Annotated in this window: 23 protein-coding genes; 13 read left to right on the top strand and 10 right to left on the bottom strand. The window is 45.1% G+C overall.

All coding sequences use genetic code 11. The features are described from left to right. Positions 1–176 precede the first annotated feature (176 nt). A complete protein-coding gene (gene paaN / locus IE164_RS06235; protein ID WP_189629359.1) occupies positions 177–1,844 on the bottom strand; it encodes a phenylacetic acid degradation protein PaaN in 1,668 nt (555 codons plus the stop codon). A gap of 152 nt (positions 1,845–1,996) precedes the next feature. Between paaN and IE164_RS06230 the strand changes: the two genes are divergently transcribed. The 4 genes from IE164_RS06230 (at position 1,997) to IE164_RS06215 (ending at position 6,262) form a co-directional block, all read left to right on the top strand. Further along, positions 1,997–2,758: a hypothetical protein gene (locus tag IE164_RS06230; RefSeq protein ID WP_189629358.1), complete on the top strand. Its 762-nt coding sequence runs from the start codon at positions 1,997–1,999 to the stop codon at positions 2,756–2,758. A gap of 78 nt (positions 2,759–2,836) precedes the next feature. After that, on the top strand, positions 2,837–3,865 hold the full coding sequence (locus tag IE164_RS06225; RefSeq protein WP_189629357.1) for an AI-2E family transporter: 1,029 nt from the start codon (positions 2,837–2,839) through the stop codon (positions 3,863–3,865). Positions 3,866–4,086: 221 nt separating this feature from the next. Further along, a complete protein-coding gene (gene mscL, locus IE164_RS06220) occupies positions 4,087–4,491 on the top strand; it encodes a large-conductance mechanosensitive channel protein MscL (protein ID WP_189629356.1) in 405 nt (134 codons plus the stop codon). A gap of 319 nt (positions 4,492–4,810) precedes the next feature. After that, complete coding sequence (locus tag IE164_RS06215) at positions 4,811–6,262, top strand: M20 family peptidase (RefSeq protein WP_189629355.1); 1,452 nt, start codon at positions 4,811–4,813, stop codon at positions 6,260–6,262. Between the two features lie 306 nt (positions 6,263–6,568). Here IE164_RS06215 and IE164_RS06210 read toward each other — a convergent pair whose 3' ends face one another. Then, entirely contained in the window at positions 6,569–7,006 is a 438-nt protein-coding gene (locus IE164_RS06210) for a cytochrome B (RefSeq protein ID WP_189629354.1), read from the bottom strand. 24 nt (positions 7,007–7,030) lie between these two features. After that, positions 7,031–7,681 (bottom strand): DUF4412 domain-containing protein, encoded by a 651-nt coding sequence (locus IE164_RS06205; RefSeq protein ID WP_189629353.1) that lies wholly within the window; start codon positions 7,679–7,681, stop codon positions 7,031–7,033. Positions 7,682–7,767: 86 nt separating this feature from the next. Between IE164_RS06205 and IE164_RS06200 the strand changes: the two genes are divergently transcribed. Further along, the gene (locus tag IE164_RS06200) at positions 7,768–8,805 is read left to right on the top strand and encodes a zinc-dependent alcohol dehydrogenase family protein (RefSeq protein ID WP_189629352.1); all 1,038 of its coding nucleotides are present in this window, start codon (positions 7,768–7,770) and stop codon (positions 8,803–8,805) included. A gap of 36 nt (positions 8,806–8,841) precedes the next feature. Here IE164_RS06200 and IE164_RS06195 read toward each other — a convergent pair whose 3' ends face one another. Continuing rightward, complete coding sequence (locus IE164_RS06195; RefSeq protein ID WP_189629351.1) at positions 8,842–9,378, bottom strand: DsrE family protein; 537 nt, start codon at positions 9,376–9,378, stop codon at positions 8,842–8,844. Between the two features lie 166 nt (positions 9,379–9,544). Between IE164_RS06195 and IE164_RS06190 the strand changes: the two genes are divergently transcribed. After that, the gene (locus IE164_RS06190; protein WP_189629350.1) at positions 9,545–11,338 is read left to right on the top strand and encodes a glycosyltransferase; all 1,794 of its coding nucleotides are present in this window, start codon (positions 9,545–9,547) and stop codon (positions 11,336–11,338) included. Here the strand turns inward: IE164_RS06190 and IE164_RS06185 are convergent. After that, a complete protein-coding gene (locus IE164_RS06185) occupies positions 11,335–11,880 on the bottom strand; it encodes a DsrE family protein (protein WP_189629349.1) in 546 nt (181 codons plus the stop codon). The two genes, IE164_RS06190 and IE164_RS06185, sit on opposite strands and share 4 nt — an antisense overlap. 225 nt (positions 11,881–12,105) lie before the next feature. Here IE164_RS06185 and IE164_RS06180 point away from each other — a divergent pair, with 225 nt between their 5' ends. Continuing rightward, positions 12,106–12,699: a TetR/AcrR family transcriptional regulator gene (locus IE164_RS06180; protein WP_189629348.1), complete on the top strand. Its 594-nt coding sequence runs from the start codon at positions 12,106–12,108 to the stop codon at positions 12,697–12,699. Next, positions 12,696–13,937, top strand: a complete 1,242-nt coding sequence (gene fabF, locus IE164_RS06175; RefSeq protein ID WP_189629347.1) for a beta-ketoacyl-ACP synthase II — start codon at positions 12,696–12,698, stop codon at positions 13,935–13,937. Before IE164_RS06180 ends, fabF begins: the two co-directional genes overlap by 4 nt. A gap of 169 nt (positions 13,938–14,106) precedes the next feature. Here the strand turns inward: fabF and IE164_RS06170 are convergent, their stop codons facing one another. From IE164_RS06170 to IE164_RS06150, 5 genes are all read right to left on the bottom strand, one after another. Next, positions 14,107–16,542 carry a leucine-rich repeat domain-containing protein gene (locus tag IE164_RS06170; RefSeq protein ID WP_189629346.1) on the bottom strand — a complete coding sequence of 812 codons (2,436 nt, stop codon included), beginning with the start codon at positions 16,540–16,542 and terminating at the stop codon, positions 14,107–14,109. After that, a complete protein-coding gene (locus IE164_RS06165; protein WP_229838556.1) occupies positions 16,529–17,365 on the bottom strand; it encodes a hypothetical protein in 837 nt (278 codons plus the stop codon). Before IE164_RS06165 ends, IE164_RS06170 begins: the two co-directional genes overlap by 14 nt. After that, positions 17,362–17,943 (bottom strand): hypothetical protein, encoded by a 582-nt coding sequence (locus IE164_RS06160; RefSeq protein WP_229838555.1) that lies wholly within the window; start codon positions 17,941–17,943, stop codon positions 17,362–17,364. Before IE164_RS06160 ends, IE164_RS06165 begins: the two co-directional genes overlap by 4 nt. A gap of 7 nt (positions 17,944–17,950) precedes the next feature. After that, positions 17,951–18,430 (bottom strand): nucleoid-structuring protein H-NS, encoded by a 480-nt coding sequence (locus IE164_RS06155; protein WP_189629344.1) that lies wholly within the window; start codon positions 18,428–18,430, stop codon positions 17,951–17,953. Positions 18,431–18,739: 309 nt separating this feature from the next. Further along, positions 18,740–19,522 carry a DUF6503 family protein gene (locus IE164_RS06150; protein WP_189629343.1) on the bottom strand — a complete coding sequence of 261 codons (783 nt, stop codon included), beginning with the start codon at positions 19,520–19,522 and terminating at the stop codon, positions 18,740–18,742. A gap of 141 nt (positions 19,523–19,663) precedes the next feature. Between IE164_RS06150 and IE164_RS06145 the strand changes: the two genes are divergently transcribed. The 5 genes from IE164_RS06145 to IE164_RS06125 all read left to right on the top strand — a co-directional run bounded on the left by IE164_RS06145 (position 19,664) and on the right by IE164_RS06125 (position 24,603). Beyond that, on the top strand, positions 19,664–19,981 hold the full coding sequence (locus IE164_RS06145) for a hypothetical protein (protein ID WP_189629342.1): 318 nt from the start codon (positions 19,664–19,666) through the stop codon (positions 19,979–19,981). A gap of 106 nt (positions 19,982–20,087) precedes the next feature. After that, positions 20,088–20,696, top strand: a complete 609-nt coding sequence (locus IE164_RS06140; RefSeq protein ID WP_189629341.1) for an alpha-ketoglutarate-dependent dioxygenase AlkB family protein — start codon at positions 20,088–20,090, stop codon at positions 20,694–20,696. Between the two features lie 84 nt (positions 20,697–20,780). Next, positions 20,781–21,956, top strand: a complete 1,176-nt coding sequence (locus IE164_RS06135; RefSeq protein ID WP_189629340.1) for a trans-sulfuration enzyme family protein — start codon at positions 20,781–20,783, stop codon at positions 21,954–21,956. Between the two features lies 1 nt (position 21,957). Continuing rightward, on the top strand, positions 21,958–23,205 hold the full coding sequence (locus IE164_RS06130; RefSeq protein ID WP_189629339.1) for a competence/damage-inducible protein A: 1,248 nt from the start codon (positions 21,958–21,960) through the stop codon (positions 23,203–23,205). 75 nt (positions 23,206–23,280) lie between these two features. Then, positions 23,281–24,603, top strand: coding sequence for a dihydrolipoamide acetyltransferase family protein (locus IE164_RS06125; RefSeq protein WP_189629338.1), 1,323 nt, complete (start codon positions 23,281–23,283; stop codon positions 24,601–24,603). The last annotated feature ends 16 nt before the right edge of the window (positions 24,604–24,619 follow it).

Raw genomic sequence — 24,619 nt, 5'->3', positions numbered from 1 at the left:
CGATCAAGTCGGGGATGACACTATTGATGAGGGTTTGTCATTCCTGATCATTAAGTCGGGGATGATGATTGTGGTGATGGTTCGTGATTGCCAATCAGGTTAGGGATGACGGCAATCATACGGAACCGTCATCCCCGACCCACCCTCAAACAGGGAATTCCTAATATTTCACCGGCCTATGCAGGTTCTCGCATCCCCACCCAGGTAAACCGTCTGTTGACATAGTCCGGGTTAGTGAAAGAAGCATTTCCGGCAGGATTGCCTCCTGTTACGTGGAAATCAGAAAACGCAGCGTTTTGGTTTACAAAGATTTGACCGGTAAGATTAAACGAGACCGGGGTTGCTGCCAGTGACATCTCATCGGCAATATATTCTTTCATTTCCTCATCTGTGGTGTAAGCTCCGCACGATATTGCACCATAGGTTTCGGCCATTTCACGAGCCAGTGCCACTGATTCGCGTGTATCTTTAGTCTTGATGAGGAAGGCTATTGGGCCAAACATTTCTTTAGAAAACTTATCCTTATCGGCCGCAGTCAGCTCAATATAAGTAGGTGTTTGGGTTCTGGCATTCTTAAAATAAGGCACCGATTGCTCAATGCTACGGGTTTCCAACCTTACCTTGCCTCCAATAGACTTGGCAGCAGAAGTTGTTCTTTCGGCTGTCAATGGGTTTTGAATGGTTCCGGCTACAAAAGGTCCGGCTTTCGGGTTATCTATAAGTCCGTTTGTAAATTCTACAATCTTTTGAGCCACCTCATCAAAGCTCACTACTCCTTCCGGTGTCTTTACTCCGCCTTCGGGAATAAAAAAGTTTTGTGGAGCAGTACACATTTGCCCGGAATAGAGTGCTACCGAAAATGTAATGTTCTGAATCATCTTATCCAGATTATCGGTAGAATCCAAAATCATAGAATTCACCCCTGTTTTCTCAGTAAATACTGCTTTGGGCAAAGATTCCAGATAGCTTCCGAACTCAGAATTACCGGTAAAATCTACCAGCTTCACTTTGGGATGTTCGGCCAATTCTTTGGCTATGGGTTTGTCTTTGGTATCTACTGCCAATTGGCAAACCTCCGGATCGAAGCCCGCACTTCGCAAGGCATTTCTAATCTCTGCCACCACAATGGCCATTGGTAAAACTGCTCCCGGGTGGGGTTTTACAATTACTGAGTTTCCGGTAATCATGTTGGCATAAACGCCCGGCACAGAATTCCATGTAGGGAAGGTAGAGCAGCCTATTACCAATCCAATGCCTTTTGGCACAGCTCTCCACTCTTTGTTTATAGTCAGGTTATACTTACCCATGGGCTTTTCCCAAACTGCTTTTTCCGGGAAACGACCCAACTCCTCATAACCGGCTGCTACCGCCTCCAGTGCCCGGTCTGCCGCATGCGGACCAGAGGCCTGAAAAGCCATCATATAGCCCTGCCCTGTGGTATGCATAGTAGCATAGGCATTTTCAAAAAATCGCTTAGAAAATCGTTCTAACGAATCGATTAGTACCGCTGCCCGATCTTCTTTAGATACCTTTCTCCAGCTATGGAAAGCTTTTTCAGCACGCTCAAGCAGTACATCATTAGAAAACTGCGGATAGGTAGTACCTACGGGTTCATCGAAATAAGGAGAGTGCTCTTCGCCTACCCATGCCTCTTCACCACTTTGTTGTAGCTCCTCAAACTTACCTTTACGTAGTTGTTTAAAGGCATTCTTACCTTCCTCATCGGCTGTTTCTCCATAAATGGCCGGAGATGGGTGTTCAGGATATTGGGCATGAAAAACCCGGGTGTGTAATGCCTCAATGGCTTTATCTAAAATTTCTTTTTGTGCAGTTGTCAATCCCATAACTAACGTTTGTTTGGTTTCGAATTTAGCTCTAAATGCACAAAGAACAATAGCCTGAACCGATTGTTAAAAGGGAAAGCCGTGCAGTAGTCTTCTTCTGGACTATGAATTTGCGGTGGCGAATGGTTAACTTTGAAGTATACCTCTTTACCATGAAAAATATTCTGATTGCTATTCTCCTTTTTGCTGCTCCCACCCTTATGGCGCAACAAGCTAAGGCTACGAAAGTTGTGGTTCGCACTCAGGCCAAAGACGCCAAATTTATTGGCTCCAGCATGGGCGGTTCGCTTATCATAATCCGTGATGCCCAAACCAATGAAATACTGGCTAAAGGATATACCAAAGGTGGAACGGGCAATACAGACCTCATTATGCGCACTGCCAGAGAGCGGTACCAATCCATCACCGATGGGGCTGCCTACTTTGAAGCCAACTTGTCTCTGAGCAAGCCTTTGCTGGTAACCATAGAAGCGCAGGCGCCAGCACACCACGAAGAAGCACGCGTTATGGCTCAAACTCAGGCATGGCTCATTCCCGGCAAACCCATGGATGGCGAGGGAATTGTTGTGGAAATACCGGGTTTTGTGGTCGATGGCCTTTACCCACAGACCCATCAGGGTTTCTCTTTGAAAGAAACGACAAGCGTAGAATTAAAAGCCAATATAGTAATGATGTGTGGTTGCACCATTTCTGACGGAGGCCTCTGGGATGCGGGGCGCATGGAGGTAGAGGCAATGGTCTCTATTGATGGTGAATATGTTCGTACCGTAACCATGCAACTAAAGGAAGACAATACTTTCGTGGCCAATCTGCCGCTGGAAAAAACGGGCTCCTATGAAGTAATTATTTCCGCCTACCATATACAGTCTAAAAACACGGGAGTCGATGAACTGTACTTTCGGGTGAGCCAATAAGTTCACATAAACTTATTTGGGTGTACTAAACATTTCTTGCCCTATGTGGTATAACTTTGCGGGCCTTAACGCACAGCAATGAACGACAGAAAAACAACCAACATATTACTGCTTATAATAGTGGTGCCACTGGTTTTCTACATGCTCAAAACCCTGTCTTTTATTTTCATTCCTTTGGTATCGAGCATGTTCATTGCACTCATATTTCTACCACTCATGCGGTGGCTCAAAAAGAAAGGCAGCCCCAAATACCTCAACATATTTATAGTGGTGGTTATTATGGCCATATGCTTTAAGCTCTTTGGAGAACTCATGCAGCTTTCTAGTCGTGAAATTCTGGCTACGGACAATCAGTTTTTTGAACGAGCCAAAGCTAAACTAGGACAGCTCATTGCAAGTCTGGAAGGCTTTTTTGGTGTAGATTTTCTCAAAGGCGAAGAAACACTCAAAGACCTGGTGAGCAAAGAGGCCGTAATGAAAAATCTGGTACCTACGGTCGATTTTGTGAGTGGAACAATATCTATGTTGCTCACCACCATATTCTTTGTACTTCTTTTGTTGGCAGAGTCGTTCGATGTGCAAAAAATAATGCGATCTACGCTTATAAAGCAGCAGTTTGCTTCTATAAAGACCTTCCGGAAAATAGAAAAAGACCTGCTCACCTTCATTAAGGTGAAGTTCTTTGTGAGCTTGCTTACGGGAATTGGCACCGGACTGGTCTGCTGGTTTTTTGGCGTAAGCTTCCCTATTTTCTGGGGTCTGTTCGCCTTTGCCATCAACTTTGTTCAAATGGTGGGGTCCGTAATTTGCGTAATAACCGTTACCATTTTTGCTTTTGTAGAAATAGACTCTGCGTCTATGCTATTGTTCTTCGCATTATCGGCCACGGGTGTTCAGGCCTTATTTGGCGGGGTTCTGGAACCCATTTTCATGGGCAAGTCTTTCTCTATCAATGTCATTACCATACTCATTGCCCTTATGCTTTGGGGATTTGTTTGGGGAGTACCCGGACTCATAATGTCCATTCCTATTACGGTTTTTCTAAAAGTGCTCTTCGAGCAATACAAAAGCACCCGAATGATAGCCCAATTAATGTCAGGGCAATAAGGCTCTACTGGTTACAGGTGCAAAGCAACGCTTGAGAAAAGGGCAGCCCGATAAATCTGATTTTTTGCAAGATAGTAGCTGTTTGAGTCTAGGGGGTCTCTGGTTACAATCGTCTCATTATCAAAAAAGTGTGTATATTCACCCTCCCTCCACCAGAGATTATTTCTTATCTTTCTTCATACCCTTCGGGGCCAACAATCAACCTTAAACGTTAATTACTAATGAAAGAATTTCAGAAATTCATCTCGAAAGGCAATGTAGTAGAAATTGCCGTTGGTCTTATTATGGCCACTTATTTTGGAGCTATTGCCAAATCTTTGGTCAATGACGTGCTCATGCCGCCTATTGGCTTGCTGCTTGGAGGCGTTGATTTTTCTACCATGAAAATTGTGTTGCAAGAGGCAACCGCAGAAGGCACGGCAGAGGTAGCCATCAACTATGGGGTGTTTATCAATACCATACTCACCTTCCTTATTGTGGCTATGGCCGTATTCATGATTGTAAAGGGATATAACCGAATGAAGGAAAAGTGGGAGAAGAAAGAAGAAGCCAAGCCGGCAGCTCCTCCTGCACCATCTAAAGAAGAGCTACTTCTTACTGAAATAAGAGATTTGCTCAAAAAGTAAGTGTCAGAATCTCAAAGGTGGCGAGGTAAAAGAGCCTTCCTATAGCCTGCCTGTACCACTTTTGAGATGCTTTATTTAACCTGAGTTCGATGTAAGTAAGTAGTAAAAATCCCCTCTTAGGACGTCATTGCGGAATTTTCCTCTGAAAACTTCATATACGCAAAGGAAAATATCCGCAATCTCATTTAGGCTCGGTTGAGATACCGGATAAAACAGCCTTTTTTGAGAGTTTAAGGCCTGTTTTTCCGGTATGACGTTCTTTTCGTACATCGAACTCAGTTTTATTTAAAGCTTCACAGGTTTTCGGCTAACTTTAAGTATGAAAAAACTACTGGTTTCAGTACTTCTGCTATTAGTAGCACTTGTAGGCTATATTCTCTTTAAAACCTTTACTTTTAGCTCCAAACAGCTGGAGGTTGCCCTGGTAGAAAAGATAGACGTTCCGGCTAGTGCTACCGCTCATTTGCAAGAGGCGCTGAGACTAAAAACCATCTCCTTCGAAGACCCGGCCAAATTTGACTCTTCGCAGTTTAGCCTTTTCAATGCATTCCTTAAAACAACCTACCCTTTGGCCGATAGCCTTCTGGAACATAGGGTATTTAACGGCTTTAGCCACCTTTACAAATGGAAGGGTTCGCACACAGAATTAAAGCCCATGGTACTAATGGGGCATATTGATGTGGTACCGATAGCTTCTCCCGAGAAATGGACGGTGGAACCTTTTGAAGGGCAAATAAAGGATGGCAAAATATGGGGACGAGGTACCATTGACGATAAATTTTCGGTGGTGGGCATTATGGAAGCTGTAGAGCTCTTACTGGCCGAGGGTTTTCAACCGAAAAGAACACTTTACCTGGCCTTTGGACACGATGAAGAGGTGGGAGGCGAACTGGGAGCCAAAACCATAGCAAGCTTCTTGAAAAATCAGGGGATTGAAGCAGAATACGTACTGGATGAAGGCTACGCCATTACGCAAGGGCTGGTGCCGGGAGTCGACCGTGACGTAGCCATGATTGGTGTGGCAGAAAAGGGCTCCACTACCATTGAATTTACAGTAGATATGGAGGGCGGCCACTCCTCTCAACCGGCTAAAGAAACAGCTATAGATGTGCTAGCCGGAGCGGTAGCCAAACTAAAGGCCGAGCCACTGCCGGCCTCAATCTCCGATGCCATGCAGGGTTTTATAGAACAACTTGGGCCAGAAATGGGCTTTATTAATAAAATGGCATTTGCCAACCGAAAGCTATTCAGTTCACTGATTGTAACCACCTACGAAAACGCAAGCAATGCCGGTAATGCCTTGGTACGAACCACCACTGCTCCAACCATTTTCGAAGCAGGAATTAAAGAAAATGTGATTCCCACTACAGCCCGCGCTCTAGTAAACTTTAGAATTATTCCGGGTCAAACGGCTGAGGAAGTATTGAAACATGCTATTGAGGTGATTGATGATAACAGGGTAAAGGCCCGGTTTTATGGTTTCAACTCCAACCCATCGCCTGTTTCGCCCACTGACAGTCAAGGCTATGAGTGGATTAACCGAAGCATAAAGCAAATTTTTGAAGATACCCACACTGCACCAAACCTGGTAATTGGAGCCACTGATGCCCGGCATTTTTCTTTAATCAGCAAACATGTGTATCGCTTTGTACCTTACCACGTCAACGAGGATAACATTAATACCTTTCATGGTATTGACGAACATATTTTGTTGGAAGACTACGCCAACGCCATCCGTTTTTACCGACAGCTGATTATAAACAGCAACTAGAGGCCGGAAGTCTCTTTAATCGCCCAACTATGGAGGGTACCTCCTGAGTCTTGGCTATAGCGTGAGGGATAGCAGCGGATACCCCGCAACCCGAGTTACTCGGGTGAGGAGTAGTAGCGAATAGCCCGACCCTTGGGGCACGCCCAAAAAAAGCAAGTAGCTTATGTGTCAGAATAGATATATGCCCGACACCTTGGACACAGGCCATGTTCTAGTTGCGCCTTGAAAGGGCCACTATAAAGACTAAAACTAAGGGGAAAGGTAAATCCCTGCCAGCAGCTAGATTGCTACCGGCAGGGGCTTTTATCAGAACCAGCCTGAGCCCAGATTTCGGAAGGGCCAGGGAATTGAAGCAAGTATTAAAATAAGGCCCACAAGATAGAAGGTGGCCACGGCACCAAATTTCTTGGCATCGGTGGCAGCTCTTTTAGCCTTGCTGTAGCCAATGGTGATGAGGGCTATAGCAATGATCATGAGCGTGATGTGTTCTACCGCAAAGAAACGATATACCGGGTTTTGCATAAACCCTTCAACAAACTGCACCTTAGGCGACATAAAATAGAGTATAATACCCAAGACCAGTTGGATATGGGTAAACACCATAGCAAAAAGTGTAATCTTTTTGTCTTTGGCCGTCCATACGCCTCCATTTTTCTTACCAAAGGCGTTGAATATGGCCGCAATGAGTAGAATGAGCACTACCCACCGGAGGCCCGAATGTGCATGTAAAAGTCCTGTATACATGAGATAATTGTTTAAGGTTGAAAATTAATAGCCGCCCCCCATAAGCTTTTCGAACTCAGCCATGGTGTAAGTGGTGTATCCCTCGGGAACGGCAAATTCTTTTGGATCTACTTTACGCTCGGCTACCTTGGTGGCTGTTATGCGCATTTTCATGCCCTGCTCCTCTGTTTCATACTCCAGAGGAAAACCATTAAGCTTTTCAAATTCCTTATGAGTGGCATCGATTTGTTTGGTATACCAAACGTCTATGGTTTGTCCACCATTAATAAGCTGGCCTTTTTGACACTTATAACCCAAAATGGTTTTTGAGCCTTCAAGCGATTTTACGGTTGATTCACCCATGGACTCTTCTTCTTTTTCAATGTCTTCTTTGCTTAGCTTGATATGGAATTTTTGCCCCATCATATCCATCATTATTTCTCCCGTACCCGATGTTTCATCTGAGATAATAGTTTGGCTACCCCCCATAACCTCCTGACGCAACATTGATTTGTTGCCGGAAATGGTCATGGTGATCTCACCGGGAAGCATAGACTCATAGCCTTTCAAATCGTCTGGTAATTGCACATAGGTAATGCTGTAGATTATGTCGCCTTCAAAACGTTTAGTTTCAGAGGTAAAGGAGCTCAAGACTACAATTGAGCAAATGCTTAGGAGGAGAAATAACTTTTTCATAACTATTGATTTATATTCAAATGTAACGATCATGTAAACACCGTAGACGATTGAGGTGTGAAATGATGGAATAATTTTCAGGATTGATGAAAGCTGCGATTTTTGATACGTTTGGTGGCCCCATATCTATAGAAACCGTTCCGGATCCTTCGGTGGTAGCCGGGGGAGTAGTACTACAGGTAAATGCTACCGGCTTATGCCGGTCGGACTGGCATGGGTGGATGGGACACGATGCAGACATTCGTTTGCCCCATGTACCGGGACATGAACTGGCCGGTACCATTGTAGAAACCGGCAAGGGTGTAAAACGCTTTAAGGTGGGCGACAGGGTAACCGTGCCTTTTGTAGGCGGCTGTGGCCACTGCGAACAATGCACCAGCGGCAATCATCAGGTCTGCGACCACCAATTTCAGCCGGGATTTACCCATTGGGGCAGTTTTGCGGAGTATGTGAGTATTCACTATGCCGATGTGAATCTGGTAAAGCTACCAGACAGTGTGGAGTTCCGAACTGCAGCCAGCCTGGGCTGTAGATTCATCACCTCGTATCGGGCTGTGGTTCATCAGGGAAGGTTAAAACAGGGAGAATGGGTAGCTATTCATGGCTGTGGTGGTGTTGGCCTTTCGGCCCTTATGATTGCCAAAGCAGCCGGAGCACAGGTAATTGCCATAGACATTCAGCCAAAAGCACTTTCTCTGGCTCAGCACTTGGGTGCCGATGTACTGGTAAATGCACGCGAAGTGGAGGTGATTGAGGCCGTAAAAGAAGCAAGTCATGGAGGGGCTCACCTTTCTATTGATGCTTTGGGTAGCAAACACACTGCTTACAATTCGGTGGCCAACTTAAGAAAACGCGGACGCCACGTGCAGGTGGGGTTACTGGCAGGCAACGATTTTGAACCCAGGCTGCCCATGCAACTAGTAGTGGCCAACGAATTGGAAATACTGGGAAGCCATGGTATGCAGGCTCATGCGTATCCAGAGATGATGGCACAAATAGCTTCCGGCCGACTTAAGCCTGAACGAATGATTGACAGCGAAATTAGCTTGGAAGACGCCTGCAGGCTTTTGCCCAAAATAGGCACCGAAGGGCTCCCGGGCGTCAGCATAATTACTCGCTTTTAAGAGTCGGCCACACCCCGGTGTCTCCTTGGTTTATTATTAGAATTTTAGTGCCGCAAATCCTTTCAACTGATAGGTGGTCATGGTGGTGAGCATTGAAGTGGCTGTTTCCAGCCCCGGAGCCAACCGCGTATGATCAATGTTTCTGCCCATCATGGATTGACTGCACACAAAGATTTTCACCCCGGCTTCTTGCAGCTCCTTAAAAAGCGGCAAATGGGGGTTATCTACTTCGTATTTGGCTTTATAAGCTTCATTGTCTAGCACCGACCAAACAGCACCGGCATGTATAGCCAACACTACTTCCATATTTTCTTTGGGCACCCCTCCCATAGCATGCAAATTGAGTAACCGGGCCACATTCACCAGCGAGTACATAGGCTCTTTGGGGTTTGAACTTCCTGTGGCAATATCTATTACCACTTTGTACTTCATAGTTGGATCGGGTTTTTCGGTGGCATGCGGGGCATTCATAATAGCACCAAAACTTTGAATCACAGGATTCACCATTTCCTGAGCTTGTATAGCGAAGCAGGACGCAAGGCCAATGAGGAGTATGCAAAATATCTTGGTCATTGTGTTTTTGGGTTTGAGGTCAATTAACAAAAAATAGCCAGAAAACTACAGCGCATATTGAAGAATGGCTGTCTTGTGTTAAACCACGGTTAAAAATAAGTGCTTCGAGGTGTTGAGGTTTGATAAGCATACGCTCATACCATATATTGAAACAAACTTTAAGCGCATGGCTCAGGCACCCAACAACCAACTACTTATTGAGGCTTCGTGGGAAATTTGCAACCAATTGGGAGGCATATACACAGTAATTCGATCCAAGCTTCCGGCTACAATCGAAAAGTTTGGATCGAATTATTGTCTTTTGGGACCCTTGGTCAATGATGGGGTAGACGCAGAGTTTGAAGCCATTGCAGAAAGAGATTCTCCCATAGGCCAGGCCGTGGCCGAGTTGGAGAACAAAGGCTACGAGGTGCGTTATGGCACTTGGTTGGTGAGTGGCAGGCCCAAAACTGTTTTACTCAATCCGGAAAATGCCTTCAGCCGCCTGGGCAGCATTAAAAAACAATTGAACGACCAGTTTGGCATACCGGTGGGTAGTGATGATTCACTTTACGATGTATGCCTGCAATGGTGCGATATGGTATTTCAGTTCTTTCAGGTTCTGGAAAAAAAGGAAAAGAACCCAATTCTTTTTCACGGACACGAGTGGATGGTATGCCCAGCTCTACTTCAGGTAGGTACAGAGCTGCAAAAGGTAAAAACCATTTTTACAACACATGCCACCCGCTTGGGCAGGGTTTTAGCCATAACACACAAAAATTTTTACGACATAATGCACGAGATTGAAGATGAGGCTATGGCCAAACGCTACGGAATTCCCTCTATTCATCAGTTAGAAAAAAAAGGCGCTCAAAAGGCTGACTGCTTTACTACGGTGAGCGAGATAACGGCTCAGGAATGTGAGGCACTTCTGGGGCAAAAACCCCATCACATTACCCCAAACGGCATTAACATTCAGCGGTTTCAAAACCTGCACAGAGTGCAAATACGGCACGAAAAGTACAAGAAGAACATTGAAAACTTTGTAATCGGCCACTTTTTTAACTCCTCCCCCTTCGACCTGGACAAAACTCTTTTCTTCTTTACCAGCGGCCGCTATGAATATGAAAACAAAGGTTACGACATTACCATTAAAGCCCTAAAGAAGCTCAACGAGCGACTCATACAAGAGCGTGTGGATGTGACCATAGTGATGTTTTTTATTACCAATGCCAGGGTTAAATCTTTTAACCCTGTGGTACTGGAAGCCAAAGCCATGCTAGAAGAACTTAAAAACACCTGCAAATCGGTAGAGCAAGAGATTGCCTCCAACCTTCTAAAAAGTGCAGCATCGGCCAAAGATAATTATCAACTCCCCGACCTCAATCAATTTGTGTCGGACTACTGGCGCCTACGGTACCGCAGAGCTATTCAATCGTGGAAAACTGACCAATGGCCTTTGATTGTCACCCACTTGCTGGAAAATGATCAGGAAGACCCTATTCTCAATGGGCTGAGAGAGCAACAGCTGTTCAACAGTCCATTAGATAAGGTGAAGGTGGTTTTTCATCCGGAATTCATTGCCCCTACCAACCCACTGTTTGGCTTGGAGTACTCACAGTTTGTAAGGGGTTGCCACCTTGGTATTTTTCCAAGCTACTACGAACCCTGGGGCTATACACCCCTGGAATGTATTGCCCGGGGAGTACCTACCATTACCAGCGACCTTTCGGGTTTTGGTAGTTACACCCAAAACATCAATGACGATTCTGAAGAAACAGGTGTTTTTGTGCTTCAACGTAAGAACAAATCGGAAGATGAAGTGGTAAATGACCTTACACGAATGATGCTTCAGTTCTCAAAAACCAACTATAACTACCGCGCCATAAAACGCAATAAGCTGGAAGAATTCTCTCAAACCTTCGATTGGCATCAATTGGTAGACCAATACCTCCGAGCCTATACCATTGCCATGGGTTAATCCCATTTAAAGTAGGCATACCCCCTCAGCTGAAAGGTGCTTACGGCTGTCAACGCGGAAGTGGCCACCTTTACCTGAGGAATAACTTTAGATTTATCGTGCCCATAGAGATTGAGCGATTGACCACACACGATTACCTCCACTCCATTGGCCGCCAACTGCTCATACAAGGGAATGTATGGATTGTCTTTTCCATCGTATTTATCCCGATATGCCTCATTATTGATTACTGAGTTGGTAGCCTCGGCATGAATAACCACCGCCACCTTTAACTTGTCTTTAGACACACCACCCACCGCATGAAGATTAATGAGCCTGGCCACATTTGTAGCCGAAAAGTTAATACGTTCAGGGTTATCCATTTTATGAATAAGCTCTATCACAATCTTATACTCCATAGAAGCATCGGGCCGCACATCTACCTCTTCGAGGTCCAGTATGCGCCCATAGTCCTTGATAATTGGGTTGGCCCACTCTCGCTGAGAAAAGCTCTGATGGAAGCACAGCATCAAAAAAAACACTCCTAAAAATCTGATTTTCATAACCTTAATTGTTTATCGATGTAGAAAAGTAAGCATATTATTATTTATCGCACTACTCATTTATATGGTATGGATGCAAGCTCCAGAAATTTACTTCTTGCGGCTTTATTAAGTAGTCCAATTACTTAGATACTGAAATGATTGACTAACGGTGGTTCAGGGGCAAATCGCATATCTTCATTGAAAATTTGAATATTTATACCGATTGGTATATTTTTGTACTACATGTCCAAAGCCGACCGAACCAAACAGTTTATAATAGAGCGGGTTGCCCCCATCTTTAACAAAAAGGGAGCATACGGGACCTCACTGAGTGATATTACAACTGCCACAGGTTTAACAAAGGGAGCTATATATGGCAACTTTAAAGACAAAGACCAGCTGGCATTGGCCTGCTTTGAACATAATCTTAAATTCTTTCAGAAGGGACTTTATAAAGCTCTGGCCTCAACGGGCAACGCCTGGACCAAAGTGGAAAGGTTCTTTCAGTTTTATAAAGACAGTTTTGAGCAAGTCTATAACAATGGTGGTTGTGCCCTGATGAATAGCTCTGTAGAAGCTGATGACGGCTACCCACTACTAAAAGAAAGGGTTAAAAAAACTTTTGAAAATTGGAAGCATGAGTTGGAAGGAATTATCCTGGAAGGACAACAATCCGGTGAATTTAAGGCAGAAATAGAGGCGAGCGATGTGGCCAATCTGATAATAGCAGGCATTGAGGGATCCATTCTTTTGGCTAAAAGCACACAAAACGCCAGAGGCTTTCATGGCCTCTTAAATCATTTAAAAACAATAGTAGAAAAGGAATTAAAGCAATGAAAAGAGTGGTAATAACCGGAATGGGGGCACTGACCCCAATCGGTAACAATCTAAACGATTACTGGGCCAACCTGAAAGCAGGGGTAAGCGGGGCGGGAGAAATTACCCGCTTCGACACCAGCAAGTTTAAAACGCATTTTGCCTGCGAACTAAAAAACTTCAACCTGGAAGACCATATTCCGCGAAGTGAGTCGCGCAAGTATGACAGATTTACATCTTATGCATTGGTGGCAGTTGAGGAAGCGGTGCAACATGCCAAAATAGACTTTGAAACTTTGAACAGAAATAAGATTGGAGTAATCTGGGGCTCGGGTAATGGTGGTATCGAAACCTTTACAGAAGAAATGATTGACTACGTAAAGCGCGAAGAGAATCCAAAATTCAACCCCTTCTTCATTCCTAAAATCATTGCAGACATTGCTTCGGGTGTCATTTCTATGAGATATGGGCTGCGGGGCATCAACTTTACCTGTATTTCGGCCTGCGCCACAGGCACTACCGCCATAATCGATGCTTTTAACTACATCCGCTGGGGCAAGGCCAACATGATAATTACCGGTGGCTCTGAAGCACCGATAACCGCAGCCGGACTCGGTGGTTTTACTGCCTCCAGGGCCTTAAGTACCAACAACGAGCAAGCAACCACAGCTTCCAGGCCTTTCGATAAAACCCGCGATGGTTTTGTGATGGGCGAAGGAGCCGGGGCTTTGATTCTGGAGGAGTATGAACATGCCCGCGCTCGCGGAGCCAACATAATTGCCGAAGTGGCAGGGGGCGGAATGGCTGCAGATGCCTATCACCTCACCGGCACACACCCTGAGGGTGAAGGAGCCTTTCTGGGCATGAATGAAGCACTGGAAGATGCCGGAATTACCGCCAATGACATTGACCATATTAACCTTCACGCCACCTCCACCCCTATTGGAGACCAGAGCGAGTTAATAGCCGTTGAAAGAGTTTTTGGAACAGAGCCAAACCTAAAGCTATCGGCCACTAAATCTATGACAGGCCATTTGCTTGGAGCAGCGGGAGCCATAGAGGCAATTGCCAGCATTAAGGCAATTGAAGACGGTACTGTTCCTCCGACCATTAATACCAAAGAAGTAGATGAGGACTGGGACAAGAAATTCGATCTGACCTTAGGCAAGGCGCAGGCTCACGATATTCGTTACGCCATGAGCAACACATTTGGCTTTGGCGGTCATATTGCCACCGCTATTTTTAAACGCTTCGAATAATCGCTTGTGCACCTTCTCTCTGGCGGCTGAACCAGGCCGCCAGGGCCGTGTAAGGCACATCAAATGTAGAAACCCTCTACATCTCCGGCTTTTTAAAAGTCCGCCCGGAATAATGGGTGCCCAACTGTTGGCAGGTAATTCGCTGTAAACAAGCACGATGAACGGTGCCTTAATAGAACACTACTTCCACATTGGGGAGGCTTTCCAGAAGTTTATCAATATCGTTTTGACGCAACCCGGTATTAAAGCAGGTAATTTTCTCAAGCTTCTTAAGGGCGGTAAGTTTATCCAACTTGAAAACTTTGGTGTTGGAGCAATCTATTTCTTTTAGATTAGTCAGCTTTTCCAGTCCTCTGAATCGTTTGACGGGTGTTCCGGAAAAATTGATATACTCCAGACTAACCAACGATTCCAAAGGTCGTAAATCCTCCACGGCCGTGTTGGTAATGTTGAGTCGTTTAAGCTGCGGGTATTTTGCTGAAAGCCCCGTTAAGTCTTTAATAGGCATTTGCAAAAGCGCCAACTCCTGCAATGCAGGCAACTGCGGCAAATCAGCTACTTGCGACACTCGAGACTGCTGAAGGGTTAGGGACTTTAAACGGTAGAAATGATCAAGGCTTGCTTGAAAGCTCTCGGTCAACGCTATGTTTTGGAAAACAAGCTGCTCTCTGGCAATTAGTGCATGCAACTCGTCCGGATTTGGCTTATCGTCCAGAGCAGCCTGATCTCTCAAAGACTTTTTTACACTTTGCGGCATAGACGACCACCAGCTCACTAGTTCTTTGGTCTTAAAGCGTATATTCACCTGTGGCCTTCGGGCCAATAGTTCGGCCACTTCTTTAGTACCTGCCTGAGCACCATCTACATCTATCAACCTGATTTTTGGAGTCTCCACAAACGGCTTTAGGTCTTTCAGCGCGGTGTTCCTTGCTTCAAACACTTCCAGTTGCGGTAGCCTGGACAAGTTTACCAGGGCATTCAGGTCGGTATTATTCATTTGAATTTCCACCAGGCGACTCGATAACCTCGCTCCATCCAGTTGATTGATTCGGTTTCCGCTCAGGTTAAGGTATTGCAAGGATTGAAATCGCTCCAAAAATTCCAGATTTTGAAGACCGGCATCTTCGGCATTCAAAGAGTCAATGCGTGTGAGAGCCGATAGTTCTTCTACTGAAGGAAACATGGTATCGAGAAGTGGTTGCAATCTGGCCTTCAAACCCACGGGCATGTTTTGCCACCAGGCAAGGAGTTGATCTGCGTTGGTGATGAGTAATGCCTTGCTCTTTGCTGTAAATTCAGCCACCATTTCGTTAGTCATGCTGGTTCCATTGGCGTACACACGCTTTAATTGGGGCAACCCCATGAGAGGAGTGATATCGTGAATTTCGGTATTATCCAACCGAATGGTTTTTAGTTGCCTGAGTTGACCCAGCGCATCAAGGCTTTGCACCTCTGTACCTGAAATATCCAGTTCCTCCAACAGGGTAAGTCGCTCAAAACCATTGAGACCGGTGAGATCGCTGTTCTTTAAATAAAGAGCCTTCACCTTCGCGAGTCGGCCGAAATCAAATCCATTTAAGCCTTTGGCGTCTTGAAGTCTGACAACCTCCAAATTCTTAAGATCGCCCAAAAATGTAAGGTTGGTCCCGGCTATACCATTCAGATTGAGCTCTGATAGCTTTTCGAACTGTTTGAGAACACCGAAATCTTCTACATGGCAGTTGCTCAAATTGAGTTTTCGAATGTCTTTGTGGTATTTGAGGTATTGCAGATCGAAAACTGAGGTATTGGAAACATCGAGCGATTGCAGCTTATTAATGGACAGCAATGGCCGCAGGTCGTTCACCCAGGTATTACTTATCTTCAGGTGTTTTAGTGCGGTAAGCTGGTAAATGGGCTCTATATCCAGAATAAGATCATTACCACTTATATCGAGTGAATCCATGGTAACCAGCGAAAAGAGTTCATCATTGGAGAGGCTATCATAAAAAACACCCAATTTCTTTTGAAAAACCTTTTTCCAGGCAAGAGTTAAGCCTGCCCACCACTCGCGCAATTGCTTCTCTTTGCTCATTTTGGTGGTGTATATACTGGCAATTTTTAGTTCCTGTCCTTTGGTGTCGAGATTGAGTTCTATGTACCGTTTGCGTGTGGTATTTACCGAATCGCCCAATAAACTAACAGCGCTTAGGTTGCGTATGAGTTCCACCCGATAGTAAGGGGTGCTATCGGCTTTGAGCAGGCGCTGCACAGTATCGATTTCAAACTCAAAAAGGGCATCTTCAAAAAAGAAGTCAATGTCTTTCAAATATGCCTGAACATCTTTGTAGATAACGGTAGACCTGTCTTCCTGCAAATCATCTTCTATCTGCACTTTTTCATTGGCAAACAGTTTAAGGTAGCTGGAATTGATTATGGTCTCTTTTTCGGCCAGAGAGGTTCGCTGGCCTCCAATAAGGTTGAAATAATAGGCCAACGTATTGACCATACCCTTGGCCTGTTCGATCTTAGGATCGGACTGAGCTCCGGGACCAAATTCCTGTGCCTGAAGACCAGGAAAGCCCAGCATCAGTACTAGTAAAGCAAAAACCTTAATTCTTGTCATACAACAACTTTAACAGATCTTGTTTCTGCTGTGCATTAATTTTTAGCAGGTCTGAAATGAGCCAACCGGTATTGTAGCCCGGCCTGTTGAAATTGCTGAGTGAGAAATACCAGCCATCAACGGTAAAGAAATGAAAATTAACCCTGTTTACGGTTTCGAATACAAGGTGACCCATCTTAACCTCATAGAGAAAAAGGGTTAAAAAATCGGGTTTAAAGTCTGCGAGTGTATAGGACTCAGGGCTTCCGTTTTTTACCATAGCCTTGCGCAGATTCATAAAGTCCAGCTCGTGACTCATGGGGTGTAAAAACTCCTTAGTTTGACCACGCTGTTTGTTAAACAGGCTCTTGTAAGGTTCGAAAGAAAGGTCGGAAATCACCCACTCATACCCCAGCCCTTCTTGCTGAATTTGCATATAGAGTGTGAGCGGAACGGACTTTCCCTTGTAGGCAAAAGTGGTATTGACCACCGCAAACCAGTTGTCTGAGCGTAAGCTCAAAAAAACCGGATCAGCATCACTGGTTACCCTATCTACAAACTCCTGAAAGAGAGATTCAGAAAACCCGGCATTCTCTTCATCGAAGAGAATGCTCAGGTATCTTTTTCTTAATCTTGAATTTCGATATTGCCTGTCATCCGGTTCAAACTCTCTTCCCCTGGTATCTTCTTCACCATTAAAGCGGCTGAAGAACTGATTGAGCTGCTTTGTACTTGCCAGTAATTGCTCCTCCACTCTTTGATTATCGGTAATAATCTGTGCAGATAGTGGTTGAATGGCCAGGAAAATGAATATGCCCGAAATGAGCAGTACTTGCTTTATCATATGGTTGTTTCAGATACTCGAATATCACCCAAAATTACATCCCAGAACTCAATAGTTCGTCCGGCAATCTGGGTCTCTTTTTTCTCCACATAGATGGTAATGTCCTTTTTGGTGGTATCCTTATAGGCGAGTTTATCACCATTTCTACCTTCAAACTTCTGGTAAATGGTTACCACCCCTACATAACGACCATCGGGTTGTCTTTCCAACTTAGAGATGTAGTGAATATCGTACCATTCAATGGTCACTTTGTCGTAGTTCAGAGCCATCAGGCGTCTGAAGTACTCTCTCACCTTATAGTATTCAATCTCTTCTTTGGCTAAAGACGAAACCCCCATTTCACTGCCCGGAGCAAAGAGCTCTTCTGCCCTGTCCATCACACGGGTAGCTTCGGTATAAGGAGTGTTTTTGTTGCCAATAATTTTAATGTACTTACCCAAATCTCTAACCTTTTCTAAGGCTAGTGAATCGATGGCCTTTTCCCTGTTAGGATCTACTGCATTTTGAGCTACAGCCGAAAATGCTGTAAGCACTGTCAATAAGGCAACGGCCAATATTTGATTATATCGTCTGTTCATCTTCATTTTATTTTCTCACTAACACCAATTCTTTGATTTTTCCGCTCGGGTCGCGAACCACTTCTTTCACTTTGTGCACATTGTTACCTGTGTCTTTAATGTAATTGAGGTACTTGGTAATGTCCGTTGGCTCGTCATAGTCTTCAGTACCATTGGCCTGATAAAAAATAATGAGAACAGGGGCATTGCCACTGTTAAACAACCCTAGTGCTTCACGAATATTTCGGTTGGCCACATCGGTTGAACTGGCATTGGCAATGGCTTCAAAGTAATTATTGAGGCGCATGTCCAGCGAAGGTTCCGGAGCACTTCTTACATCTTTTTTGGGTTCGGGCTCCGGTTCCGGCTTAGGGTCTGGTTTAGGAGCAGGTTGTTCTACTTCCGGCTCATCCGGAGTGGCATCTACCACTGCTTTCTGGCTCTTACAAGAAGCCACAAAAACGAGGAGAAGCGCAAGTAGCGCTAGGTTTCTGATTGTTTTGTTCATCTGAATTTAATGGGTTTTAGAATTGCTCTTTTTTTTCATTTTTCTGTTTCGATCGGACAAATAGTGTTCCAATCAGCGCGTTAAACGTAAAAGGCACTGAAAGTGGATGTCGAAAATGAAAATATTTTCTAAATGAGAAAATCATTGTCAGTTTGACAATGAAAATGCTTTTATCGGAGGTATAAAAGTGTAAGCTGAAATTGACAGGAAAGTTTGGCAGAAATAACTCCCACCACTCTTGGTTGTGGGGCCTCGACCTTCCACACAAATAAAACAATAACCCCTCCGGGCAGAGGGGGTATTACAAAACTATTCTCCGGCCGGGTCTTTGGCCACCACAGCACCTTCGGGCATTCTAAAATTATCCATCGAAGGGTACTCTACCGATACGCGCACATTTTCAAACACCGTGGCCGAACCGCGAGGGGCTCCGGCTACGCCATCGGCAAACCGATGCCACTGCAAAGACGTAGCTAACTTAACACCCCCCACTTCTTGCCATCCACTATAGCGAATTAGGTTGAACCGGTCGCTAGGCTCTCCTCCAAAAGTTGCGGTATACATTAGCCATTCCATCTGGTTGGTCTCCTGATCGGAAAGAATGATGTATTGATCATTCGGGGCATCTCCAACACCTGCGTTATAGGTTATTTTCACTGCGTTATAAGTCTGTCCGGCAAGCTCTATTGGCTCCAAAGGCTCATAATTCACTCCGGGGTCACCAACCACAAACGGGAAGGCATAGAAGTAAAACATCAGGTTGTAAGTCATGCGCTGACGGTCAGCATTTTCGCTGGGCGGATTTACCCATACCTTTTCGCCATCAAAACCTACTGTCTGGTTTTCCGAATCAATACGAGTATAGCGGTTTTGCAAATCAACCAGAGTTTTGCTTCCGCCCATTTCGTAAGCAAGGGTTTTGAGCTTGCTCCATTGCTCATAGCCACCATGAGCTTCAAATACTTTATCTATGGCTTCAACGTGGTGCGCGGTATAGTCTACCTTAGCTGTTTCTTCCTTTTTCTGCTCTACTTTTGTCCCTTCACAGGCCCATAGCAGCGTCATTAAAGAAAAAAGCACAATCTTTTTCATAGTTTAACTTTTTACAAAGTTGAAGTTCTTACCACTCATAGTGTGTCAGTTAGCCAACATACAGCCCATTATTCTACAAACGGTTGATGCAGGCAACCAAACACAGCGGAAGAACAGCATATTTTACTCATACAATGTAATATGAATAAGGCAGAACAATTTTTCGAAACACTCGTCAGTCACTTTGCTACCCAAGCTGACGTGACGGAGGGCAAAATGATGTCGTCTCGTGGCCTGCAATACAAAGGCAAAAACTTTCTATTCAACTGGGACAACAAAATGTGTTTCCGGCTCGGGAGAGACTTCGACCCGGCTTCCGAGGGTATTCATCACTATACTCTTCTCAATCCTTTCAAAACCAAACCGCCACTAAAGGACTGGTTTGTTTTGACCACCGACATGGACAAATGGATTGCTCTGGCCGAAATTGCTCTAGCCAGAATGAAAAGCGGCCGATGACTTCTTTGGCCTCCCGGGCACATGAGTTGTTTAAAAACCGAACCGATTTCACGCATTTTTTGATCAACTTGCAACCATTCAATTGGCAAACCCCTGAACACGAGCGATGCAATTATTTGACTTCACTCCCGAACCGGAAGAAAACATATTGCCGGAAGACGGTATAGTTCATTACTACCGGGCTCTCATACATCCTGACGATGCCTACCGTTATTTTCGCAAATTGCTCGAGAAAATAGCCTGGAGAAACGATGAGTTGCTCATGTTTGGCAAGCGGATTACCACTAAACGAAAAGTAGCCTGGTATGGAGACAAACCCTTTGACTACACCTACTCTAAGACCACAAAAAAGGCCTTGCCGTGGATTAACGAACTCATTGAGCTGAAAAAAAAGGCTGAACTGGCTACCGGAGAAACATACAACTCCTGCTTGCTTAACCTGTATCATTCGGGAGAAGAGGGCATGAGTTGGCACAGCGACAACGAGCCCGAATTAAAACGAGAAGGCGCTATAGCTTCTATAAGCCTGGGAACCGAACGAAAGTTTGTATTCCGACACCAACACTCGGGCAACAAAGTAGAACAACTATTGGAAAATGGAAGCCTGTTACTCATGAAGGGATCTACACAAGACTATTGGCAGCATGCCCTGCCTCCCAGCAAAAAAGCCGATGGTGCACGAATTAATCTCACCTTCAGAACCATAGTCGGTTAGACAAGCTATTTTTGAGCAAACAACAATGCTTTTGTCTTAGCATAACTATAAAACTCAATTAACTTTGAACACACAAGCACAGCCATGAGCAAAGACCAGAAATTCGAAACACAGGCCATAAGAACTCAGATTGCACCCACCCATGCACAGGAGCACTCCACGCCCATGTATTTGACTTCCAGCTTTATTTACAATGATGCCGAAGAAATGCGGGCTGCCTTTGCCGGTGAAAACGACCGCCATATTTATAGCCGGTTCAGCAATCCCAATTTTGGGGAATTGGCCGACAAGTTATGTCAAATGGAGGGTGCAGAAGCAGGCTATGTTTTTGCTACAGGTATGGCTGCCGTGTTTTCTACTTTTGCAGCCCTGGCCAATGCAGGAGACCACATCATAAGCTGCCGTTCGGTGTTTGGCTCTACTCATACCGTTTTCACCAAAATATTGCCTAAGTGGAAAATAGAAACCACCTATGTAGAGGTAAACTCCACTGCCGACTGGGGAAATGCCGTGCAGCCCAACACCAAGTTGTTTTACCTGGAAACACCAACCAACCCGGGTGTAGATTTGGTGGACCTTGAGTTTGCCGGGCAATTCTGCAAAGAGCATGGACTAATACTTATTGTAGACAATTGCTTTGCTACCCCTTACCTTCAACAGCCTATCCGCTTCGGAGCTGATTTGGTGATTCACTCTGCCACTAAGTTTATAGATGGTCAGGGACGCGTTTTGGGAGGAATTACGGTTGGTCGAAAAGACCTTATTGAAGAAATTTACGCCTTTAGCCGAAGTACGGGACCAGCTCTCTCGCCTTTCAATGCCTGGGTCCTTTCCAAAAGTCTGGAAACACTGGCTGTGCGCATGGAACGACACTGCGAAAATGCACTTGCTCTGAGTGAATTCCTGGAAGCTCACCCCAAGGTAAACTGGGTTAAATACCCCGGCCTTAAAAGCCACCCTCAATTCGATATTGCACAGAAACAAATGAGTAAGGGCGGAGCCTTGGTTGCCTTTGGTATTCAGGGTGGGTTAGAAAACGGACGCAATTTCCTGAATCACCTTAGCCTTTGTTCACTCACTGCCAATCTGGGCGATAGCCGAACCATTGCCACACACCCATCATCTACCACCCACGCCAAGCTAACCGAAGAGGAGCGATTAAAAGTAGGAATCACGCCAGAACTCATTCGCGTTTCGGTGGGTTTAGAACACATTGACGACATTATTTCAGACATTCAACAAGCTTTAGAAAAAGCATAAAATGAAACAGATACTGGCCGAGATTCTCACCATTGGAGATGAAATTCTCTATGGGCAAATCACAGATACCAATGCACAATGGATTAGTGCAGAGTTGGATCAATTAGGGGTTAGAGTAGTGCGAAAAACAACTGTTGGCGACCAAAGAGAGGCCATTTTAACGGCTTTTGCCGAGGCCGAAAAAAGAGCCGACATGGTGATAATTACCGGTGGCCTTGGCCCTACCAATGACGACCTGACTATGCCCATGTTGGCGGAGTATTTCAATAGTGAAATTGTACTCAACGAATCGGTCTTAAACCATGTAAAAAACTTCTTTGAAAGAAGGGGCAGACAGTTCACTGAACTTAATAAAAGACAGGCCCTGGTGCCTAAAGTAGCCCAGGTATTGCACAATGAGCTTGGAACTGCGCCCGGCACATGGTACGAACGCAACGGAAAAGTCTTTGTCTCGTTGCCCGGTGTTCCGCACGAGATGAAAAATCTTGTGAAGCAATTGGTGCTGCCTAAGTTATCCCGTCACTTTCAAACCCCGGTTATCTATCATAAGCTCATCAAAACGGTGGGTATTGGCGAGTCGTTTTTGGCCGATATTATAAAGGACTGGGAGGCCAACCTACCCGAACATATTTCATTAGCCTATCTACCGAGTGTAGGGCAGGTAAAACTAAGACTGACAGCCGTAGGTGAAAACAAGCAACAATTGGTAGAGGAAGTCGGGCAGCAGGTTGAAAGGCTTCTTCCGTTGGCAGGGGAATTTATTTACGGCTACGATGAAACCTCTCTGGAAGAAGCCGTAGGCCAATTGCTCAAAACCAAAAACAAAACCATAGCATTGGCCGAAAGCTGTTCTGGAGGCTACGCCCAACACAAACTAACCACAGTGGCCGGTTCTAGTAATTATTTCCAGGGTGGAGTTGTACCCTATCACAACCAGTTTAAAATGCAAATACTTGGTGTACGGCAAGAAACTCTGGAGGCCTATGGAGCCGTAAGCGAGGCCTGCGTAAAAGAAATGGCTGAAGGCGTACGCAAGCTATTTAATGCCGATATTGGTGCTGCTTCGAGTGGAATTGCCGGCCCAGGAGGGGGAACAGACGAAAAACCAATAGGTACAGTTTGGATTGCTTTTGCCGATGGCGAAAAAACCATCACCAAAAAACTGCAATTAACTCAGAACAGACTATTAAATATTGAATTGACAGAAATTGCAATATTAAATTTGGTTAGAAAAAGTTTAAGCCAATAAAACTTTGATAATATTTGGTAATTCGTTTACTTTTGCGAGTTAGTGCAAACGTTTTAATTCACTAAAAATAAGGAAATGGCTATAGTAGAAATGGTAATGCCAAAAATGGGCGAGAGTATAATGGAAGGTACTGTGCTCACCTGGCTAAAGAAAGAGGGAGACACCATAGAACCCGATGAATCGGTTTTGGAGGTGGCCACCGATAAAGTAGACACAGAAGTTCCTGCAACTCACGGAGGAATTCTTAAAGAAATTTTAGTGAAAGAGGGCGATGTGGTGGCCGTAGGTGCTCCCATTGCTAAAATTGAAACGGATGCCGCAGTGGAAACCGAAAGCCAGCCGACTACTGCTCCCGCTGCCACGGCTTCAGCACCCCAACCTCAAGCCGAAGCTCAACCAGCAGCAGTTTCAGCCTCCAGCAACGGACAATCAAGTAATGGACAAACCAGTTCAGACCGCTTCTATTCTCCACTGGTAATGAGCATTGCTCGTCAGGAAAACATCTCCATGGCAGAGCTTGAGTCGGTACCGGGTACCGGACGCGAAGGCCGTGTGACCAAAAAAGATATTCTGGCCTATGTGAAAAATAGACCAGCGGCCGGACAGGCCACTTCCAGCCCGGCACCTGCTGCCCAGCCTGCAGCCGCTCCGGCTCGTACCCCTCAACCAATGCCGGTAAGCATCTCTGGTGAAGATGAGATCATTGAAATGGATCGTATGCGTAAGATGATTGCCGAGCGCATGGTCGATTCAAAGCGCATCTCTCCTCATGTTACATCATTTGTTGAAGCAGACGTAACTAATATTGTGTATTGGAGAAACCGCGTAAAACAGCAATTCAAAGAGCGCGAAGGAGAGCCAATCACCTTTACCCCCATCTTTATAGAAGCCGTAGTAAAAGCCATTAAGGACTACCCAATGATGAATGTGCAGGTAGATGGTACGCGGATAATCAAGAAGAAAGACATTAACATAGGTATGGCTGTAGCCTTACCCACCGGCAACCTCATTGTTCCTGTAATTCACAATGCCGATCAGTTAAGCCTTGTGGGTATCACCAAAAAAGTAAATCAGCTGGCTAAGAAAGCCCGTGAAAACAAGCTTTCGCCAGACGACTTGCAAGGAGGCACTTACACTGTTTCTAACGTTGGCTCTTTTGGCAACGTAATGGGAACCCCCATCATTATGCAACCACAAGTGGGTATTCTGGCACTTGGAGCCGTAGTTAAAAAGCCTGCGGTAATAGAAACACCAAATGGAGATGCTATTGCAATCAGACACAAAATGTTCCTATCCCACTCCTACGATCATCGGGTTGTAGATGGCTCATTGGGAGGAATGTTCGTTCGAAGAGTAGCCGACTACCTCGAAAAGTTCGATTTAAACAGAGGGCTATAAATACAAGCACTCTTTA

Source organism: Roseivirga thermotolerans (assembly GCF_014653175.1).
GTDB classification, from domain to species: Bacteria; Bacteroidota; Bacteroidia; order Cytophagales; family Cyclobacteriaceae; genus Roseivirga; species Roseivirga thermotolerans.
This window is presented reverse-complemented; position numbering and strand designations above follow the sequence as displayed.

Excerpts from the sequence above, each read along its gene's own strand:
- IE164_RS06215 (WP_189629355.1), top strand. The coding sequence starts at position 4,811 with ATGAAAAAACTACTGGTTTCAGTACTTCTGCTATTAGTAGCACTTGTA.
- IE164_RS06205 (WP_189629353.1), bottom strand. The coding sequence starts at position 7,681 with ATGAAAAAGTTATTTCTCCTCCTAAGCATTTGCTCAATTGTAGTCTTG.
- IE164_RS06135 (WP_189629340.1), top strand. The coding sequence starts at position 20,781 with ATGAGCAAAGACCAGAAATTCGAAACACAGGCCATAAGAACTCAGATT.
- IE164_RS06170 (WP_189629346.1), bottom strand. The coding sequence starts at position 16,542 with ATGACAAGAATTAAGGTTTTTGCTTTACTAGTACTGATGCTGGGCTTT.
- IE164_RS06180 (WP_189629348.1), top strand. The coding sequence starts at position 12,106 with ATGTCCAAAGCCGACCGAACCAAACAGTTTATAATAGAGCGGGTTGCC.
- IE164_RS06155 (WP_189629344.1), bottom strand. The coding sequence starts at position 18,430 with ATGAACAAAACAATCAGAAACCTAGCGCTACTTGCGCTTCTCCTCGTT.
- IE164_RS06160 (WP_229838555.1), bottom strand. The coding sequence starts at position 17,943 with ATGAACAGACGATATAATCAAATATTGGCCGTTGCCTTATTGACAGTG.
- IE164_RS06130 (WP_189629339.1), top strand. The coding sequence starts at position 21,958 with ATGAAACAGATACTGGCCGAGATTCTCACCATTGGAGATGAAATTCTC.
- IE164_RS06185 (WP_189629349.1), bottom strand. The coding sequence starts at position 11,880 with ATGAAAATCAGATTTTTAGGAGTGTTTTTTTTGATGCTGTGCTTCCAT.
- IE164_RS06200 (WP_189629352.1), top strand. The coding sequence starts at position 7,768 with ATGAAAGCTGCGATTTTTGATACGTTTGGTGGCCCCATATCTATAGAA.
- IE164_RS06140 (WP_189629341.1), top strand. The coding sequence starts at position 20,088 with ATGCAATTATTTGACTTCACTCCCGAACCGGAAGAAAACATATTGCCG.
- paaN (WP_189629359.1), bottom strand. The coding sequence starts at position 1,844 with ATGGGATTGACAACTGCACAAAAAGAAATTTTAGATAAAGCCATTGAG.
- IE164_RS06230 (WP_189629358.1), top strand. The coding sequence starts at position 1,997 with ATGAAAAATATTCTGATTGCTATTCTCCTTTTTGCTGCTCCCACCCTT.
- IE164_RS06150 (WP_189629343.1), bottom strand. The coding sequence starts at position 19,522 with ATGAAAAAGATTGTGCTTTTTTCTTTAATGACGCTGCTATGGGCCTGT.
- IE164_RS06165 (WP_229838556.1), bottom strand. The coding sequence starts at position 17,365 with ATGATAAAGCAAGTACTGCTCATTTCGGGCATATTCATTTTCCTGGCC.
- IE164_RS06190 (WP_189629350.1), top strand. The coding sequence starts at position 9,545 with ATGGCTCAGGCACCCAACAACCAACTACTTATTGAGGCTTCGTGGGAA.
- mscL (WP_189629356.1), top strand. The coding sequence starts at position 4,087 with ATGAAAGAATTTCAGAAATTCATCTCGAAAGGCAATGTAGTAGAAATT.
- IE164_RS06125 (WP_189629338.1), top strand. The coding sequence starts at position 23,281 with ATGGCTATAGTAGAAATGGTAATGCCAAAAATGGGCGAGAGTATAATG.
- IE164_RS06210 (WP_189629354.1), bottom strand. The coding sequence starts at position 7,006 with ATGTATACAGGACTTTTACATGCACATTCGGGCCTCCGGTGGGTAGTG.
- IE164_RS06225 (WP_189629357.1), top strand. The coding sequence starts at position 2,837 with ATGAACGACAGAAAAACAACCAACATATTACTGCTTATAATAGTGGTG.
- IE164_RS06145 (WP_189629342.1), top strand. The coding sequence starts at position 19,664 with ATGAATAAGGCAGAACAATTTTTCGAAACACTCGTCAGTCACTTTGCT.
- fabF (WP_189629347.1), top strand. The coding sequence starts at position 12,696 with ATGAAAAGAGTGGTAATAACCGGAATGGGGGCACTGACCCCAATCGGT.
- IE164_RS06195 (WP_189629351.1), bottom strand. The coding sequence starts at position 9,378 with ATGACCAAGATATTTTGCATACTCCTCATTGGCCTTGCGTCCTGCTTC.